Consider the following 17356-nt stretch of genomic DNA (forward strand, 5'->3'; position numbering starts at 1 on the left):
GTTGTAGTGGATGTTCATGCAAACGCATTGAAACCCGCGAGAGCGGGAGCAGCGACCGAGGAGTCGACATGCAGTTCGGAATCTTCACGGTGGGCGACGTCACCACCGACCCCACCACAGGCGTCACCCCCACCGAGAACGAGCGCATCAAGGCGATCCTCACGATCGCGCAGAAGGCCGAAGAGGTGGGCCTCGACGTCTTCGCGCTCGGCGAGCACCACAACGAGCCGTTCATCCCGTCGAGCCCTACCACCATGCTCGGCTACGTCGCGGCCAAGACCGAGAACATCCTGCTCTCGACGAGCACGACGCTCATCACCACGAACGACCCGGTGAAGATCGCCGAGGACTACGCGATGCTGCAGCACATCGCCGACGGCCGCCTCGACCTCATGATGGGCCGCGGCAACACCGGCCCGGTCTACCCCTGGTTCGGCAAGGACATCCGGCAGGGCATCCCGCTCGCCCTCGAGAACTACGCCCTGCTGCACCGTCTCTGGACCGAGCACACGGTCGACTGGGAGGGCCAGTTCCGCACCCCGCTCCAGGGCTTCACGAGCACCCCGCGCCCGCTCGACGGCGTGGCTCCCTTCGTGTGGCACGGCAGCATCCGCAGCCCCGAGATCGCCGAGCAGGCGGCCTACTACGGCGACGGCTTCTTCGCGAACCACATCTTCTGGCCCAAGGAGCACTTCCAGCGCCTCATCGCCTTCTACCGCCAGCGCTTCGAGCACTACGGGCACGGACGCGCCGACCAGGCCTACGTGGGCCTCGGCGGCCAGGTGTTCATGGCGAAGAACTCGCAGGATGCGGTGAACCAGTTCCGCCCCTACTTCGACAACGCGCCGGTCTACGGCCACGGCCCGAGCCTCGAGGACTTCACCGAGCAGACCCCGCTCACCGTGGGCAGCCCGCAGCAGGTGATCGACCGCACCCTCACCTTCCGTGAGAGCTTCGGCGACTACCAGCGCCAGCTGTTCCTGATGGACCACGCCGGCCTCCCGCTGAAGACGGTGCTCGAGCAGCTCGACATGCTGGGCGAGCTCGTGGTGCCCGTGCTCCGCAAGGAGCTCGACGCCAAGCGCCCCGCCCACGTGCCCGACGGCCCCACCCACGCCTCGCAGATCGAGCGGATGCGTGCCCTCGAGGCGGCGCAGGCCGCCGAGGTCCAGGATGCGGACGCGACCGCCCTCGAGGAGGTGTCGGCATGACCGCCCGCAAGCTGGTGGCGGTCTCGGCCGGCCTCAGCCAGCCCTCGTCGACGAGGCTCCTCGCCGACCGGCTGGCCGAGGCCACCGTGGCCGACCTCCGGGCCCGGGGCGTGGAGGTGGAGCTCGAGACGATCGAGCTGCGCGACCTCGCCCACGACATCACCAACAACCTCGTCACCGGCTTCGCGAGCACCACGCTCCAGAAGGCCATCGACGCGGTCACGGGTGCCGACGGGCTCATCGCGGTGACGCCCATCTTCTCGGCGAGCTACTCCGGTCTGTTCAAGTCGTTCTTCGACGTGATCGACAACACCGCGCTCACCGGGTTGCCGGTCGCGATAGCTGCGACCGGCGGTACGCCGCGGCACTCGCTCGCGCTCGACCACGCGCTGCGGCCGCTGTTCAGCTACCTGCGCGCGACCGTGCTGCCGACCGCGGTGTTCGCGGCGGCGGAGGACTGGGGGAGCGGCACGGCGGGCGACGGCTTCGCCACGCTGCCCGACCGCATCCACCGTTCGGCGGGAGAGCTGGCCACCGCGGTGGCGGCCTCGACCCGCTCCACCGAGGTGAAGGACCCGTTCGCCCTCGACTCCTCGTTCAGCCCCGTGGGCGGGTTCGGAGCGCAGTAGGGGCCCGCGCACGGCCGTTCGTGCTTACATGGGCGTATGGCCGTGCGCGTGCGAAGCATCCAGACCGCCGTGCCCCGCGTCGCCCTCGAGCAGCACCGGGTGCGCGATCTCTTCGCGGCCCAGCCCGACCTCACGCGGCTGGGCCGCCGTCTCGTCGGCGCGGCGTTCGACGCCTCGGGCATCGAGCGCCGGCATACGGTCGTGACCGACCTCGACCGGTCGACCCCGGGGGCTCCGGATGCGCCGCGCGCCTTCGTCGACGACTCCGGCGTGTTCCTGAGCCCGACCACGCGCGAGCGCAACGAGCTCTACATCGCCGAGGCGGGCGGGCTGGCCGTCTCGGCCGCCCGACGTGCGCTGGCCGCCGCCCCCGACATCCCGCCGGCCGCCGTCACCCACGTCGTGACCGTCTCGTGCACCGGCTTCTCCGCCCCGGGTGTCGACCAGCAGCTCGTGCGCGCGCTCGGCCTTCACCCCACGGTCGAGCGATACCACATCGGCTTCATGGGCTGCTACGCGGCCTTCCCCGCTCTGCGGCTTGCGCGGTCGCTCTGCGAGGGGAGGCCGGATGCGGTGGTGCTGGTGGTGGCTGTCGAATTGTGCACCCTGCACGTGCGCTCGTCGAACGACAGCGACCAGATCGTCGCCTCGTCGGTGTTCGCCGACGGCGCGGCGGCCGCGCTCGTGACCGCCGCGCCCGCGCCGCTCAGCGCCCCCGCGCTCGTGCTCGACGACTTCGCCAGCGAGATCGCCCCGGTGGGGTCGGAGGAGATGGCGTGGACCATCGGCGACCACGGCTTCGACATGGTGCTGAGCGCCGCCGTGCCGCGCATCATCGACGACTACGTCGAGGGTGCCATCGCTCCGCTCCTGCTCCGCGCGGGTCTGGGGGCGGGTCTCGGCGAGGCGGCGGCGGAGATCGCGCAGTGGGCGGTGCACCCGGGTGGACGCAGCATCCTCGACCGGGTGCAGGCGACCCTGGCCCTCTCCGACGCCCAGCTCGGGCCGTCGCGTGAGGTGCTGAGGGAGTTCGGCAACATGTCGAGCGCCACCGTCCTCTTCGTGCTGGCGCGCATCCTCGAGTCGGCCGGGGCGAGGCCTCTGCCGGCCGAGGGCGAGCGCGTGTGCGCGATGGCGTTCGGGCCGGGCCTCACGATCGAGTCGGCGCTGCTCACCCTCGTACCGGTTGTGGTCCCCTCCGCCTCCCGCGCGGTGGCGGCGGTGCGCTGATGCCGATGCTGCCCGACCTGCGCAAGCGCGCCGTGGCGACCCGGGAGAGGATGGACGACCCGGACTGCGACCCCGTGCTGCTGGCCCGCACCTTCGAGCAGTTCACCGGGGTCAACCGCCTGGTGGCGGGGTGGCGGGGCACGTACCGGGAGCGCATCCGCCCGCTGCTGTCGGCCGAGACGCTGTCGACGCTCCTCGACGTGGGCTGCGGTGGGGGCGACATCGCGCGGGCGCTGGCGCGGTGGGCCAAGAACGACGGGCTGCTGCTCGAGGTCACCGGCATCGACCCCGACCCGCGGGCCATCCAGGCCGCGAACTCGGCCCCCAACCCCGACGGGGTGCGCTTCCACACCCTCGCCAGCAGCGCGCTCGTCGACGCCGCGCTGCGCTTCGACTTCGTCATCTCCAACCACGTGCTGCACCACCTCACCGCCGATCAGCTCACCGACCTCCTCGTCGACTGCGAGCTGCTGTGCCGGGGCCTGTCGATCCACAGCGACATCCGCCGCAGCCGCCTCGCCTACCTCGAGTACTGGTGGGCCACGCTGGTGCTCTTCCGCGGCTCGTTCGTGCGCGAGGACGGTCTCACCTCCATCCGCCGCAGTTACACCGAGGCCGAGCTCCGGGTCGCCGCGCGGCGCGAGTGGAACGTGGAGGCGCAGGCCCCGTTCCGCAACCTGCTCACCTTCGCCGCCAGCGCCGCGGCGAAGGAGGGCGAGCCCGGCGCGCAGGGCACACTGGAGGCATGACCTCTCCCGCGCATCCCGACGCCCCCGACCTCGACCTCGACCTGCTCATCGCCGACGCGACGGTGCACCGTCTCGGCCGCCGCGCCGACGTGGCCGTGCGCGGCGGCCGCATCGTCGAGATCGGCGCGGTGGACGCACGGCGGGCCGCGGTGGTCGTCGAGGCGGCCGGCCGCCTGCTCGCGCCGAGCTTCGTCGACTCGCACACCCATCTCGACAAGGTGCTGCTGTGGGACGACGAGCGGTACCGGGCCGACGTGCGCGCCTTCGAAGAGGCCTGGTACGCCTCCGCCTCCCGAGACGACTACGGCCCCTCCACCGCCTGGCCGGCCGAGGACGCCCACATGGCCCGCCTGCTCGCCTCGGGCGCTACGCGCGACGAGATCGTCGCCGAGCTCACCGCGCGCATGTCGACGGTGATCGAGTGGGCGATCGCGCACGGCACCGGCACCATCAAGTCGCACACGACCTGGGGCGAGGTGAGTGTCGAGGCGATCACCCTGCTCAAGCGCCGGTACGCGGGCCGGATCGACCTGCTCGCGATCGTGCCGTGGCCGGCCGCCGACGCGCCCGACGGGCCGACGAGCCTCACCCGGGAGGGGTTCGCGCGCCTGGCCGCCGAGGGCCTGGTCGACTTCATCGGCGGGTACTACTCGCACGGCGCCGATCGCGCCGAGATCGACGCGCTGTTCGAGTTCGCCGCAGCCTCGGGACTCCCGGTCGACCTGCACGTCGACGAGCAGGACGACCCCGACTTCTCGGAGTACGACTACATCCTCGACCGCGCCCTCGCCGCCGGGGTGGGGCAGCGGCTCAGCTGCAGCCACCTCACCGCGCTCGACTCGGTGGGGGTCGATCCGGATGCGCTGGCCACGGTCGTGGCCAAGGCGCGGGCTGCGCAGAGCAACGTCATCTCGCTGCCGTCCTGCAACATGTACCTGATGGGGCGCAAGCAGGGCGCGCCCAGGCGACGCGGTGCGACCCGCCTCGATCTCTTTCTCGCCGCGGGGGTGAACACCGCGATCGGCTCCGACAACATCCGTGACGGCTGGCGGCCCTACGGCAACGCCGATCTGCTCGAGGAGGCGCTGCTCGGCGCCCATGTGCTGCAGTACGCGCATCCCGACCAGCTCGTCACCGTGTTCGACATGATCACCCGCAACCCCGCCCGCAACGCCGGGCTGACGCGCCACGGGGTCGAGGTGGGATGCGATGCCGACCTGGTGCTGCTCGATGCCGGCACGCCCGCGGAGGCGATCCTCACGAGGGCGGCGCGCACCGTCGTGGTGAAGGGCGGAGCGGTGGTGGCCCGCGACGGGCGTCTGGTCTGAGCCTCGGAGCAGGGCAGACTAGAGGCATGCACCCCGTTCGCCGCAAGCCGCTCTGGCGCTGGGAGCTGTTCCTGTTCGCGGTGGTGCTCGTGCTGGCCATGGCCGCGAGCGGGGTGAGCGCGGCCCGCTGGCCGGTAGTGGGCCCGGTGCTCGCGATCGTGCTGCTGCTCGCCGCAGTGGCCGTGGGGGCCGCCCTGATCGTGCCGCTGTTCCGCCGCGGCGGGCGCGACAGCGAGGGGAGTCGCCGGTCGCTCGACGGGGTCGAGCTGGTGCCCTACGCGCGGGTGGCCGCCGAGGCGGGGTCGGCCGTCGCGCCGCGGCGCCTGCGTGTCGACGAGACCGCGCGACGCCAGACCTCCATCGACGCCGCGCAGGCCACCTCGCCCACGCTCCGGGCGGTGCTGACTCCGGATGCGAGCCGCTGGCTGGGCAGGGAGCTGCGGGTGGCCGTCGACCTGGTGGGGGAGGACGGCGCGATCCACCGGGCCGGTTTCGTGCCGCGCGACGTCGACGCCTCGATCCACGCGGTGGTGGCGCCGCTGGCCGCCGAGGGGCGTGCCGCGGAGGTGCCGGTCTCGCTGTCTGGGCGCTCGCGGCCGTTCGCCGTCGAGATCGTCGCCTGACGCGGCGCGAGTCATCCTCGGTTACCGGCCGGAACACTGGTAGGATGGTGGTCGTTGAGAGCAGGCTGGCAGGGAGCTGGTCCTCGGTGGTGGTTTTCCGGCCGCGCGGTGCGCGCATCCGGAGGTCTTCTACTGGTGGCCAGCACGAAGCCCCTCGACACCGTTTGTCCAGGGATTGAGTTCCCTGCCGATCCGCCTGCTCCCACGCGAGGAGTCGCGCGCCCACACGGGGCCGCGACGCTAAACAAAGGAGAAAGACCTCTTGGAAGGTCCTGAGATCAAATTCGCCGAAGCCGTTCTCGACAACGGCAAGTACGGCACCCGCACGGTCCGCTTCGAGACCGGGCGCCTCGCGCAGCAGGCTCAGGGAGCCGTCGCCGCGTACCTCGACGAGGAGACCATGCTGCTCTCCGCGACGAGCGTGTCGAAGCACCCGAAAGACAACTTCGACTTCTTCCCCCTGACCATCGACGTGGAGGAGCGTTCCTACGCCGCGGGCAAGATCCCCGGCTCGTTCTTCCGCCGTGAGGGCCGTCCCTCGACCGAGGCCATCCTCGTCTGCCGCCTCATCGACCGCCCGCTGCGCCCGTCGTTCATCAACGGACTCCGCAACGAGGTCCAGGTCGTCATCACCGTCCTCTCCATCGCGCCCGACGAGTTCTACGACTCGCTCGCCATCAACGCCGCCTCCGCCTCGTCGCAGATCTCGGGTGTTCCGTTCTCGGGCCCCATCGGCGGCGTGCGTCTCGCGCTCATGCCCGGTTACGGCACCGAGCCCGACCAGTGGGTCGTGTTCCCGAAGCACTCGCAGCTGCAGGACGCGGTGTTCGACCTCGTCGTCGCCGGCCGCGTGGTCGAGAACGCCGACGGCTCGTCCGACGTGGCCATCATGATGGTCGAGGCCGAGGCCACCGAGGGCAGCTGGAACCTCATCAAGGGCGGCGCCGTCAAGCCCAACGAGGCCGTCGTGGCCGAGGGGCTCGAGGCGGCCAAGCCGTTCATCCGTCAGCTGGTCGAGGCGCAGAAGTCGCTCGCCGACCAGGCCGCCAAGGCCGTGCAGGAGTACCCGATCTTCCTCGCGTACACCGCCGCCGCCTACGACGCGGTCGCCGAGTTCGCCTACGACGAGCTGGTGGGCATCTACCAGATCGCCGACAAGATCGAGCGCCAGAACGCCGACGACGAGCTCAAGGAGCGCGTCAAGGCGAAGATCGCCGCCCGCATCGAGGAGGGCTCGCTCGAGCCCGAGGTGCAGGGCATGGTCTCGGCCGCCTACAAGTCGGTCACCAAGCTCGTGGTGCGCGGGCGCATCCTCCGCGACGGCATCCGCATCGACGGGCGCGGCCTGGCCGACATCCGCCCGCTCGACGCCGAGGTCGCGGTCATCCCGCGCGTGCACGGCTCCGCCATCTTCCAGCGCGGCGAGACCCAGATCCTGGGTGTCACCACGCTCAACATGCTGAAGATGGAGCAGCAGATCGACTCGCTGTCGCCGGTGACGCACAAGCGTTACCTGCACCACTACAACTTCCCGCCCTACTCGACCGGTGAGACCGGCCGCGTGGGGTCGCCGAAGCGTCGCGAGATCGGGCACGGCTTCCTGGCCGAGCGCGCCCTCGTGCCGGTGCTGCCCTCGCGCGAGGAGTTCCCCTACGCCATCCGCCAGGTGTCCGAGGCCCTCGGGTCGAACGGCTCCACCTCGATGGGTTCGGTGTGCGCCAGCACCCTGTCGCTGCTCAACGCCGGTGTGCCCCTGCGCGCGCCGGTGGCTGGCATCGCGATGGGTCTCGTCTCCGACACCGTCGACGGTGAGACCCGCTACGCGGCGCTCACCGACATCCTCGGCGCCGAAGACGCGCTCGGCGACATGGACTTCAAGGTCGCCGGCACCTCGGAGTTCGTCACCGCGATCCAGCTCGACACCAAGCTCGACGGCATCCCCTCGTCGGTGCTCGACGGTGCGCTCAAGCAGGCCAAGGCCGCGCGCGACGCGATCCTCAACGTGCTGAACGCCGCGATCGACGCCCCCGACGAGATGGCGCCCACCGCGCCTCGCGTCATCTCGGTGCAGATCCCCGTCGACAAGATCGGCGAGCTGATCGGCCCGAAGGGCAAGACCATCAACGCCATCCAGGACGAGACCGGCGCCGACATCTCGATCGAGGAAGACGGCACCGTCTACATCGGCGCCGTCGACGGCCCCTCGGCCGAGGCGGCCCGCGCCCAGGTGAACGCCATCGCGAACCCGCAGAACCCCGAGGTGGGCGAGCAGTTCCTCGGCACCGTCGTGAAGATCGCCACCTTCGGCGCCTTCGTGTCGCTGCTCCCCGGCAAGGACGGCCTGCTGCACATCTCCGAGGTGCGCAAGCTCGCCGGCGGCAAGCGAGTCGAGAACGTCGAAGACGTGCTCGGCGTCGGCCAGAAGATCCTGGTCGAGATCACCAAGATCGACGACCGCGGAAAGCTGTCGCTCGCGCCGGTTCTCGCCGAGGCCGACCCGGCCGACACCGAGGGCTCCGCCGCCCACAGCGAGGGCCCGGAGGCCCCCGCCGAAGGCTGAAAGGCCCGCGGCTGATGTCGCTCTGATCGGATGCCCGTTCCACCTCGGTGGGGCGGGCATCCGTCGTTTCACGGCTTTTCGACGGCCCGGCACCTGGGTCACGGCTATTGTTGATTCAATGAGCGGAGCCGTGTCATTGCCCCTTGACCTTCCCGAACTCTCGATCGGCACCGTCGCCGAAGGGATCGTGAGGCGCTCCGTGCTCCCCAGCGGGCTCCGCATCCTGAGCGAGCACATCCCGGGCAGTCGCAGTGCCACCATCGGGTACTGGGTGGCGGCGGGGTCGCGTGACGAGCCCGGCCGGGAGGGCGACGTGCCCTCGCGCCACGGCTCGACGCACTTCCTCGAGCACCTGCTGTTCAAGGGCACCCCCACGCGCACCGCGCTCGACATCGCCGTGTCGTTCGACTCCGTCGGCGGCGAGCACAACGCGGTGACCAGCAAGGAGTACACCTGCTACTACGCCAAGGTGCGCGACGCCGACCTGCCGATGGCGATCACGGTGCTCTCCGACATGGTCACCTCCTCGCTGATCGACCCCAAGGAGTTCGAGACCGAGCGCGGCGTCATCCTCGAAGAGCTCGCGATGGCCGAGGACGACCCGGGCGACGTGGTGGGGGAGCAGCTGTTCGCGGCCGTTCTCGGCGCGCATCCGCTCGGCCGCCCCGTGGGGGGAACCCCGGATGCGATCCGCGAGGTCACCCGCGACGCAGTGTGGCGGCACTTCAAGGCGGCCTACCGGCCCAACGACCTCGTCGTGGCAGCAGCGGGAGCGGTCGACCACGACGAGCTCGTGGCCGCGGTCACGGCCTCGCTCGCGCACTCGGAGTGGGACCTCTCCACGCCCGCGACGCCGGCGCCTCGTCGCTCGTCGGCGCCGACCCTGCTGGCCCCCGGAGAGGCCGTCCGTGTGGTGTCGAAGCCCACCGAGCAAGCGAGCGTGATGGTGGGCCTGCCCGGCATCGTCGCCTCCGACGAGCGCCGCACCACGATGGCGGTGCTCAACTCCGTGCTCGGTGGAGGTATGTCGTCGCGGCTGTTCCAGGAGATCCGCGAACGCAGGGGCCTCGCCTACTCGGTGTACTCCTACGCCCCGAGCTACTCCGATGCGGGTCTGTTCACCATGTACGCCGGCTGCACGCCGGGCCGCGAGGGCGCCGTCACCGAGCTCATGCTCGACGAACTGCGCCGGCTCGCCTCGGACGGCATCACCGCCGACGAGCTGGCCCGGGCGCACGGCCAGCTCTCCGGCTCGGCCGCGCTCGCCCTCGAAGACAGCGACACCCGCATGTCGCGCCTCGGCCGCTCGGAGCTCACCCTGGGCGAGTTCGTCGATCTCGACGAGAGTGTGCGCCGCCTCAACGGCGTCACCGCCGACGACGTGCGCGAGCTCGCCGACACCATCTCCTCGGGCACCGTCAGCATCGCCGCGGTGGGCCCGATCGCCGACGACGCGTTCCGAGAGGTGGTCGCGGCCTGATGGCGCACACCCTCTACCTCGTGCGGCACGGCGAGCAGCTCGACGCCGAGCACGGCGTCGACGACGGTCCGCTGTCGCCGCGGGGCCACCGCCAGGCCCGGCTCATCGCCGACCGGCTCGGCGGCGTGCCGTTCGACACCGTCTGGCATTCGCCGCTGCAGCGGGCCGAGCAGACGGCGCAGATCATGTCGTCGCACCTGCCCGCCCTCGACCCGCGCCCGAGCGCGCTCCTGTTCGACTGCGTGCCCACCGGCTACTCGCCGCAGATGCCGCATACCATGGAGCCGTTCTTCAACTCGGTCACCGAGGAGGAGGTCGAGGCGGGGCGCGCCCAGATGGCGGATGCGGTGGCCGAGTTCCTCACGCCGGCCCGCTCGGCGAGCCACGAGCTGCTCATCACGCACAACTCGGTCATCGCCTGGTTCGTGCGCGAGGCGATGGATGCGCCGGAGTGGCGCTGGGTGGGCCTCAACCAGGCGCACTGCGGGCTCACCATCATCCGCTTCAAGGCCGGGCGCCTGCCCGAACTCGTGGCGCACAACGACCTCGGCCACCTGCCGGTCGAGCTGCGCACCGGCGTCAACGACCCTCAGCCCTACTGACAGCGCGCAGGTAGGGTCGACGCATGACGATCATCTCGTTCCGTGTGCAGGGTGTGCGCCTCAATCCGGGGTTCGTCGCTGACGCTGAGAGCACAGCTCGACCGTTCGCCGTCGCGTGGGCGCAATCGGTGATCGACGACTCCCTCGCGAACACCCCTGAGGACGATCCGCTTGCAGCCGGGTACCGGCAGTCATGGGCCGACTTGATCGACTCGGGCCGAATCGTCCGATGGTCGACATGGCGGACTCGTCAGCGAAATGGTGTCGAGCGCACCACGGAATTCGACGCTCGATTGCGTGACCCTGACCGTCGCGAGCTCGCCGATTGCGATGCGTACTCGCTCGTGCTCAATTGTGGGAATGGTGACCTCACCCGGTCCATTCCCGTCACAGTGCGATTCACCAGCAGCATCGGTGCGCCGGATTGTCTGGTCGAGATCGACGCGCCTGCCGAGCAGATCGATTTGCTCACCGAAGCGGTGACAGAGTTGCTGACGCGTTACATCGACCCCGCTCTCGTGGCTACCGATTCAGCGTTCAAAGTGTTCGTGGGCCACGGTGCAGACCCGCAGTGGAAGTATCTTGTGCGCGCACTGGATTCTCAGGACGGCGTGCGAGCAGAGGCCTTCGAGTCTGATCAGAGGGCCGGATATCACACCCTTGTCGTGGTCGACAAGATGATCCGCTCGAGTGTTGTCGCGGTGGTCGTTCTCACCGGGGAGGACGAGATGCCTGATGGGTCGCGTCGTGCTCGTGAGAACGTGATCCATGAGCTTGGCTACTGCCAGGGAGTGCTCGGTATTGAGAACGTCATCGTGCTCCTCGAGAACGGGGTGAGCGAACCATCGAACATCCTGGGTCTCACGCAGATCAGGTTCACTCGTGGCGCACTGATCGATGTGGAGGCCGACGTGATTCAGGCTCTGGGGCTGCGTCGAAAGGCCCACGAGTTCGCACAGGCTCGTTGACTACTCACGCGCGTCAGATCGGCTTGCGGTACCAGCGGGTGGCGTTCGGGTTGGTGTTGTAGGGCTCGGTGGGGAGGTATCCCAGGCGCGCGTAGAGACGGCGGGCCGACTCGAGGGTGTGGTGGGTGTCGAGCACCAGTTCGGTCGCGCCGAGTGCGCGCGCTTCGGACTCGAGCTCGGTCAGCAGGAGCGTCGCGCCACCCGATCCGCGGGCGGCCGGGTCGGTCCAGACGTGCTTGACCTCGTAGCGCACGGCGCCCTCGGCGGGTGAGGGCAGCATCCGGATGCCTCCGCAGCCGACGGCGCGGCCCTCGTCGTCTTCAAGGAGGAGGAAGACGCCGGCGGGCGGCACGAAGGCGGCGGGGTCGGGATAGGTGACGGTGTAGCCGCCGGCGACCGGAAACGCGCTCGCGCGGTACTCGAAGTAGTCGCGCAGGAGTGCGTGGGCGGCGGGCTCGGAGGGGTCGGCTCGGCGGGTGCGCATGGTTCGAGCCTAGGCGCAGGCCGATGCGCGGACGACGCCGAGCGGGATGCGCGACGTCGGTCGTGTGCGACGCTGCCGGTAGATTGGAGGGCATGACAACCACGCTCGCCATCGTCGGCGCGACAGGGAAGATGGGCCGGCTGTTCGGCGAGATCGCGGAGGCCTCGGCGGAGTACGAGGTGGTGTCCCGCCTCGATTCGCGGAGCGCGCTCGACGAGATGCTCGGTGCCGACGTGGTGGTCGACGTGAGTGTGCCCGGCGTCACGCAGTCGGTGGTGGAGTTCGCCGTGCAGCACGGCAAGCAGGTGCTCGTGGGCACCTCGGGCTGGTCGGCCGACAGGCTGGCGGGGCTGCGTCGCGCTCTCGGAGACCCGCCGTCGTCGGGTGTCGTGGTGATCCCGAACTTCTCCCTCGGGTCGGTGCTCGCCACCTCGTTCGCCGCGATGGCGGCCCGCTTCTACGACTCGATCGAGGTGATCGAGGCGCACGCGGCCACGAAGGTCGACTCGCCGTCGGGCACTGCGGTGCGCACCGCCGAGCTCATGCAGGCCGCGCGGGCGGCCCGAGGCCCGGTGTCGGCGCCCCACAGCGATCAGCGGGCGCGCGGGCAGCAGGTGGCGAGCATCCCGGTGCACAGCCTGCGCCTGGCGGGCATCGTGGCGAAGCAGGACGTGGTGTTCGGCGGCACGGGGGAGGTGCTCACGATCACGCACGAGACCATCTCGCCGTCCGCGTACGCGGCGGGCATCCGGGTGGCGCTGGCCGCGGCGCGCACCGCGCGCGGTCTGGTGGTGGGGCTGGATGCGCTGCTCGACCTCGACGGAACGGGGGCCTCCGGAGGCGGTGCTGGTGCCGGTGGCGGCAGTGGCTCGGCGGCGCAGAGCGCACCCGAGCCCGAGAACGTCTCCGGCCAGGCGGCCACCGCCACGAGTGTGACGTCGTGAAAGGGCGCGCCGCCGCGATCCTCATGGCGGTGCTGCTCACCGTCTACCTCGTGCTGATGGGTCAGCGTGCCGTGATGTTCGTGCTCACGGGCGAGCCCGTCGCGGTGCTCATCGGGGTGTTCCTCATCGCTCTGCCGATCGTGGGTGCCTGGGCGCTCATCCGGGAACTGATGTTCGGGGTGCGGACCCAGCAGCTGGTGCGGCAGCTCGAGTCCGAAGACGAACTGCCCGTCGACGACCTGCCGAAGCGCCCGAGCGGCCGCCCCGAGCGCGCCGCCGCCGATGCCGACTTCGAGACCTACCGCGAGGCGGTCGAGGCCGACGACACCGATTGGCGCGCCTGGTTCCGGCTCGGCCTCGCCTACGACGCCTCGGGCGACCGCCGTCGCGCCCGCGCCGCCCTCCGCACCGCCATCGGCCTCGAGCGCACCGCGCGCCGCGCCGCCGCGTAGCCTGCGCTGCGGGCCCCTCCTTCGAGGGGTAGGCGAAACGACCTCGGGCAGGTTATCGTCATCTGTCGCATAGAAAGTTCACATCTGGGCGACGAGTCCCGTCGTCACACGTGCCCAGAGGAAGTTCATGCGCCGTAGTCCCGCGGTCATCGCCGCCATCGCCGGGGTGGTGGTCGCCCTCCTGTTCGGCTCGGGCGTTCCGGCCGTCGCCGTTCCCGCAGTCGGCGCGCCCACCCCCTCCGTGACCGCCGCGGCGGCGAAGGGCACCGCGACCGTCTCCGGGACGGTGCGGCAGACCACTCCCAACGGGCTGGCTGCTGTCGACACGCCGTCGGTGAAGGCCTTCGATGCGCGCGGCGTCGAGGTGGGCGGTGTCGACGGAGAGGGCGACGGCAGCTTCGTTCTGTCAGGGCTCCCGGCAGGACCCGTGACGCTGTTCTTCCAGGCGTCGGAGGACTTCGGCCTGCTCTCGCAGTGGTGGAGCGGCCGGTCGAGCCGTGAGACCGCCGACGTCATCCCGTTGGCGGCCGGATCCACCCGCTCCGGGCTCGATGTCGTGCTGCAGCCGAAGGCTTCCGTCTCGGGCGTGGTCCGGGGTGCCCCCGCGGCGCGCGCCGGATCGACCCCCGGCGCTCCCGGGCCGCTCGCCGGCATCTCGGTCAGCCTCACCGTCGCCGGTCGGGTGACCGCTCAGACATCGACCGACAGCACCGGCCGATACGGTTTCGCGGGGCTCTACGAGGGCGAGTACGGTGTCGGCTTCGAATCACCGGAGGGACTCTACTTCGCGGCGGGTCTGACCGATGCGGTCGAGCTCTCCACCGGTGAGCAGCGCACCGGGGCCGACGTCGTGCTCGAACGCGCCGCGCAGCTCGCCGGCGTCGTGACCGGAGGATCTCCTGCGCGGGCCGCAGCGGAGGTGTCGGTGCGTGTGGTCGACCTCGCCGGTGAGCAGGCAGGCGACGCGGTCACCGACTCCCGTGGTCGATACACCGTCGGGGGTCTTCGGGCGGGGGAGTACCGGGTGGTGTACGGGGAGAGCTGGGACGAGGCGCCCGCCTTCGTCGCGCTCACCTCGCCCGTCACGGTGGCAGGAGCATCGGTCACCACACGAGACGTCCGCCTGGTCAAGACGGGTTCGGTCTCGGGGCGGGTGCGATCGCAGGATGGAGCGCCTGCCGAATCGGTGACCGTCAGGGCCTACGACTCCGCGGGTGTCGCCAGCGAACGGTACACCACGACCGACGAGACCGGCAGCTACACGCTGGCCGGGTTGGTGCCGGGTTCGTATCGCCTGTCGTTCAGCGGTTCGGGCTACCTGCCCCAGTGGTTCAAGGGCGCCGCATCGCTCGACACCGCCACACCCGTCACCGTCGGTGAGGGGTCGGCTCTCACCGGCAAAGACGTGACGCTCTCCCGCGGCGCCTCCGTGTCGGGGACGGTGCGCCGCGCCGACACCGAACCGGGCGGCCCCGTGACGAGTGAGGTCGAACTCTGGCGCGAGGGGGAGGCCTCGGCGGCGTATGCGGTCCTGACCCACGGTGAAGGTCAGTACACGCTCGCCGGGGTCACGCCCGGGACGTACCGCGTGCGGTTCCCGGTCTGGGACGCCGGTCACGTCGAGCAATGGTGGCGCGGATCCGCCGATCGCGCCGGGGCGACCAAGCTCGTGCTGGGTGCGTCCACCGTGGTCACCGGGGTGGACGCGGTTCTGCCGGTGCGGGCGGCAGTGACCGGAGTCGTGCGCTCGGCACCCGTGGCCGGCCGTGCTGCGGCACCGCTGGCGGGAGCGAGGGTCTCCGTGTACGACGACACGGACTCGCTGGTGACGTGGGCGACCACCGGGTCCGACGGCCGCTACTCGGTCTCGCCTCTGGCGCCGGGCGACTATCGCTTCGGCTTCAGCCACCCCGCGCACGTCGCGAGGTACTCGGGCGGGGGGCCGTCGCTGGCAGGCGCCGCCTCGGTGTCGATCGGGAGCTCGACGGGTTCGATCGCGGGCCCCGACGCCGTGCTCAGTCCCGCGGCATCCGTGTCGGGCACGGTGAAGGCGGGCTCGAAGGCTCTGGCCGAGGTAGGCGTCACCGTGATCGACGCCCGGGGAGACGAGGTGGCATGGGCCAGCACGGATGCGCGTGGGCACTACACCGTGGGCGGGCTCGCTGCGGGGAGCTACAAGGTGCACTTCTCGCTCGAGCGTGACTCGTGGCAGGTCTCGAGAGGCTACCTGACGCAGTGGTGGCCGCGCGCCGAGCGGGAGCAGACGGGCGGAGTGATCACGCTCGGTGCGGGGGAGAAGCGCGCGGGCATCGATGCGGCGGCGGTCGTCGGGGGCGTGGTGTCGGGGGTCGTGCGGTCGCCGACCGGCGAGGCGACGAGGCTGGCATCCGTGTCCATCGCGCTCTCGGGCGATGGACGTGCCCAGATCGATCGCGTCTTCACCGACGAGACGGGCGTCTACCACCTGACCGGACTCGCGCCCGGCGTCTACGACGTCTCGGTCACGACGGACAACGGCCTGATGGAGGTCGAGCGGCGCGGACTCGCCCTGACAGCGGGCCAGACGATGAAAGGCGTGAGTTTCACGATCCCGTCCCGCGCGACCGGTTCGGTCTCGGGCGAGGTCGTCTCCTGGGGTGCATCGCACAAGCCCTTGGCCGCCGAGGTGTCGTTGTACGACGAGGCCGGGGTGCTCCGGGGTGCGACCACGGCGTGGAACGGCGCGTACAGATTGGACTTCGTCGAACCGGGGGTTTACACCCTCCGCTTCACCGCAGAGGGCGCGTACGCGCCGCAGTGGTACGGCGGAAAGCCCGACCTCGCTCGAGCCAACCGCATCACGGTGCGCGAGAATCAGGTGAGCACCGCGAAGACGGTCGTCATGCGTGCGGGCGCCCGCATCCAGGGCACCGTCCGCGGGGCCGGTGCTGGGCTCGCGGGCGTCCCGGTGGCGGCGTGGGACTCTGCCGGGGCGCTCGTGGCACAGACGAAAACCGATGCCCGCGGAGCCTACAGCCTCGACAGGCTCGCCTCGGGCACGTATCGGGTGGGCGCGAATGTGGCAGGCACCGGAGGGATGTTCGTCGCATCACTCCCCGACTGGGCGCCCGTCTATTCGGGGGGCGCCGGCTCGCTGGCCGGCGCGTCGCGCATCGGGCTCACGTCGGCCGGCACGGTGACGGGTCGCGATCTGACTCTGCCCACTGCAGCACATCTCTCGGGCACGGTGAAGACCGCGACCGCCCCGGGTTTCCACCAGGCGCGCGTGGAGGTGCTGTCCGCATCCGGAGCCGTCGTCGCGACGCAGACGGTCGGGTCGCGCGGTGCCTACGCGTTCGACTCGCTCCGAGCGGGCACCTACCGTGTACGTGCGACGGTGCTCGACCCCGGCACGGGACGAGCTCCCGGCACCTCGGGGCCCGTCTCCGTGAGGGCGGGGCAGCGAGCGACCGGCAAGAACGTCGTGGTCGCCACGGGCGGGGCGATCAGCGGCAGGATCACCGATCCGGAAGGTGCTCCGCTCAGCGGGATCTGGGTGCTGGTGTGGAGGGGCGGGACGGACGGGAACGCGTCGGCTCCCGTGACGCGCACGCGCACGGGGCTGGATGGCAGCTATCACGTGCTCGGACTGGAAGCGGGGGAGTACTCGCTCGGATTCACGGACACCCCGACCGACGACGGAACTCTCCTCGGCGGGACCGCCTACCGCGACGAGTTCTATCCGAACCGGTACTCGCTGTCGACCGCCATCCCGATCAGTGTCGCCTCCGGAGCCGCGGTGAAGGGTCGCAACGTCGTCCTCACGCGGCTGCTCCCGGTGGCGTCGACGCCCAGTGTCAGCGGCACACCGCGGCCGGGAACGGTGCTCTCCGCGACAGCGGGCCGATGGGCGCCCGAGCCGGTGGCGCTCACGTATCGGTGGGCTCGCGACGGCGTCGCCATCCCGGGGGCCACGAAGCCGAGCTACCGGGTCGTGAGTGCTGACGTGGGTGCCGACCTGACGGTGACGGTCACCGGAACGGCATCCGGCTACGGGCCCACGCCCCGCACCAGCGACGCCGTTCACGTGACGCGGTGACGGCCGACCGGCGCTCGG

14 protein-coding genes are annotated in these 17356 nt (G+C 70.8%); 13 read left to right on the forward strand and 1 reads right to left on the reverse strand.

Going from position 1 to position 17356, the window contains the following annotated elements; all coding sequences use genetic code 11:
- Nucleotides 1-68 precede the first annotated feature (68 nt).
- The 10 genes from N1031_RS01760 (at nt 69) to N1031_RS01805 (ending at nt 11380) form a co-directional block, all read left to right on the forward strand.
- Entirely contained in the window at nt 69-1211 is a 1143-nt protein-coding gene (locus N1031_RS01760; RefSeq protein WP_259477863.1) for an LLM class flavin-dependent oxidoreductase, read from the forward strand.
- Nucleotides 1208-1840: an FMN reductase gene (locus N1031_RS01765; protein WP_259477864.1), complete on the forward strand. Its 633-nt coding sequence runs from the start codon at nt 1208-1210 to the stop codon at nt 1838-1840. Before N1031_RS01760 ends, N1031_RS01765 begins: the two co-directional genes overlap by 4 nt.
- 36 nt (nt 1841-1876) lie before the next feature.
- Complete coding sequence (locus N1031_RS01770) at nt 1877-3070, forward strand: type III polyketide synthase (RefSeq protein ID WP_259477865.1); 1194 nt, start codon at nt 1877-1879, stop codon at nt 3068-3070.
- Nucleotides 3070-3819: a class I SAM-dependent methyltransferase gene (locus N1031_RS01775; protein ID WP_259477866.1), complete on the forward strand. Its 750-nt coding sequence runs from the start codon at nt 3070-3072 to the stop codon at nt 3817-3819. Before N1031_RS01770 ends, N1031_RS01775 begins: the two co-directional genes overlap by 1 nt.
- Nucleotides 3816-5147, forward strand: a complete 1332-nt coding sequence (locus N1031_RS01780) for an amidohydrolase family protein (protein WP_259477867.1) — start codon at nt 3816-3818, stop codon at nt 5145-5147. Before N1031_RS01775 ends, N1031_RS01780 begins: the two co-directional genes overlap by 4 nt.
- A gap of 26 nt (nt 5148-5173) precedes the next feature.
- Complete coding sequence (locus N1031_RS01785) at nt 5174-5770, forward strand: hypothetical protein (RefSeq protein WP_259477868.1); 597 nt, start codon at nt 5174-5176, stop codon at nt 5768-5770.
- A 262-nt stretch (nt 5771-6032) separates the two neighbouring features.
- Nucleotides 6033-8330: a polyribonucleotide nucleotidyltransferase gene (locus tag N1031_RS01790; RefSeq protein ID WP_259477869.1), complete on the forward strand. Its 2298-nt coding sequence runs from the start codon at nt 6033-6035 to the stop codon at nt 8328-8330.
- Nucleotides 8331-8448: 118 nt separating this feature from the next.
- Nucleotides 8449-9810: a M16 family metallopeptidase gene (locus N1031_RS01795; protein WP_259477870.1), complete on the forward strand. Its 1362-nt coding sequence runs from the start codon at nt 8449-8451 to the stop codon at nt 9808-9810.
- Nucleotides 9810-10412 carry a histidine phosphatase family protein gene (locus N1031_RS01800; RefSeq protein ID WP_259477871.1) on the forward strand — a complete coding sequence of 201 codons (603 nt, stop codon included), beginning with the start codon at nt 9810-9812 and terminating at the stop codon, nt 10410-10412. Before N1031_RS01795 ends, N1031_RS01800 begins: the two co-directional genes overlap by 1 nt.
- Nucleotides 10413-10435: 23 nt before the next feature.
- A complete protein-coding gene (locus N1031_RS01805) occupies nt 10436-11380 on the forward strand; it encodes a TIR domain-containing protein (RefSeq protein ID WP_259477872.1) in 945 nt (314 codons plus the stop codon).
- A 13-nt stretch (nt 11381-11393) separates the two neighbouring features.
- Here N1031_RS01805 and N1031_RS01810 read toward each other — a convergent pair whose 3' ends face one another.
- Nucleotides 11394-11864, reverse strand: a complete 471-nt coding sequence (locus N1031_RS01810) for a GNAT family N-acetyltransferase (RefSeq protein WP_259477873.1) — start codon at nt 11862-11864, stop codon at nt 11394-11396.
- A 23-nt stretch (nt 11865-11887) separates the two neighbouring features.
- Between N1031_RS01810 and dapB the strand changes: the two genes are divergently transcribed.
- The 3 genes from dapB to N1031_RS01825 all read left to right on the forward strand — a co-directional run bounded on the left by dapB (nt 11888) and on the right by N1031_RS01825 (nt 17338).
- Entirely contained in the window at nt 11888-12808 is a 921-nt protein-coding gene (dapB, locus tag N1031_RS01815) for a 4-hydroxy-tetrahydrodipicolinate reductase (protein WP_259477874.1), read from the forward strand.
- Nucleotides 12805-13260 carry a hypothetical protein gene (locus tag N1031_RS01820; RefSeq protein ID WP_375163598.1) on the forward strand — a complete coding sequence of 152 codons (456 nt, stop codon included), beginning with the start codon at nt 12805-12807 and terminating at the stop codon, nt 13258-13260. Before dapB ends, N1031_RS01820 begins: the two co-directional genes overlap by 4 nt.
- Nucleotides 13261-13387: 127 nt before the next feature.
- The gene (locus tag N1031_RS01825) at nt 13388-17338 is read left to right on the forward strand and encodes an MSCRAMM family protein (RefSeq protein WP_259477875.1); all 3951 of its coding nucleotides are present in this window, start codon (nt 13388-13390) and stop codon (nt 17336-17338) included.
- Nucleotides 17339-17356: the final 18 nt, after the last annotated feature.

Origin of the sequence: Herbiconiux moechotypicola (assembly GCF_024979255.1) — a bacterium.
GTDB classification, from domain to species: domain Bacteria; phylum Actinomycetota; class Actinomycetes; order Actinomycetales; family Microbacteriaceae; genus Herbiconiux; species Herbiconiux moechotypicola.

Excerpts from the sequence above, each read along its gene's own strand:
- N1031_RS01800 (WP_259477871.1), top strand. The coding sequence starts at position 9,810 with ATGGCGCACACCCTCTACCTCGTGCGGCACGGCGAGCAGCTCGACGCC.
- N1031_RS01795 (WP_259477870.1), top strand. The coding sequence starts at position 8,449 with ATGAGCGGAGCCGTGTCATTGCCCCTTGACCTTCCCGAACTCTCGATC.
- dapB (WP_259477874.1), top strand. The coding sequence starts at position 11,888 with ATGCGCGGACGACGCCGAGCGGGATGCGCGACGTCGGTCGTGTGCGAC.
- N1031_RS01810 (WP_259477873.1), bottom strand. The coding sequence starts at position 11,864 with ATGCGCACCCGCCGAGCCGACCCCTCCGAGCCCGCCGCCCACGCACTC.
- N1031_RS01775 (WP_259477866.1), top strand. The coding sequence starts at position 3,070 with ATGCCGATGCTGCCCGACCTGCGCAAGCGCGCCGTGGCGACCCGGGAG.
- N1031_RS01780 (WP_259477867.1), top strand. The coding sequence starts at position 3,816 with ATGACCTCTCCCGCGCATCCCGACGCCCCCGACCTCGACCTCGACCTG.
- N1031_RS01825 (WP_259477875.1), top strand. The coding sequence starts at position 13,388 with ATGCGCCGTAGTCCCGCGGTCATCGCCGCCATCGCCGGGGTGGTGGTC.
- N1031_RS01760 (WP_259477863.1), top strand. The coding sequence starts at position 69 with ATGCAGTTCGGAATCTTCACGGTGGGCGACGTCACCACCGACCCCACC.
- N1031_RS01770 (WP_259477865.1), top strand. The coding sequence starts at position 1,877 with ATGGCCGTGCGCGTGCGAAGCATCCAGACCGCCGTGCCCCGCGTCGCC.
- N1031_RS01785 (WP_259477868.1), top strand. The coding sequence starts at position 5,174 with ATGCACCCCGTTCGCCGCAAGCCGCTCTGGCGCTGGGAGCTGTTCCTG.
- N1031_RS01805 (WP_259477872.1), top strand. The coding sequence starts at position 10,436 with ATGACGATCATCTCGTTCCGTGTGCAGGGTGTGCGCCTCAATCCGGGG.
- N1031_RS01765 (WP_259477864.1), top strand. The coding sequence starts at position 1,208 with ATGACCGCCCGCAAGCTGGTGGCGGTCTCGGCCGGCCTCAGCCAGCCC.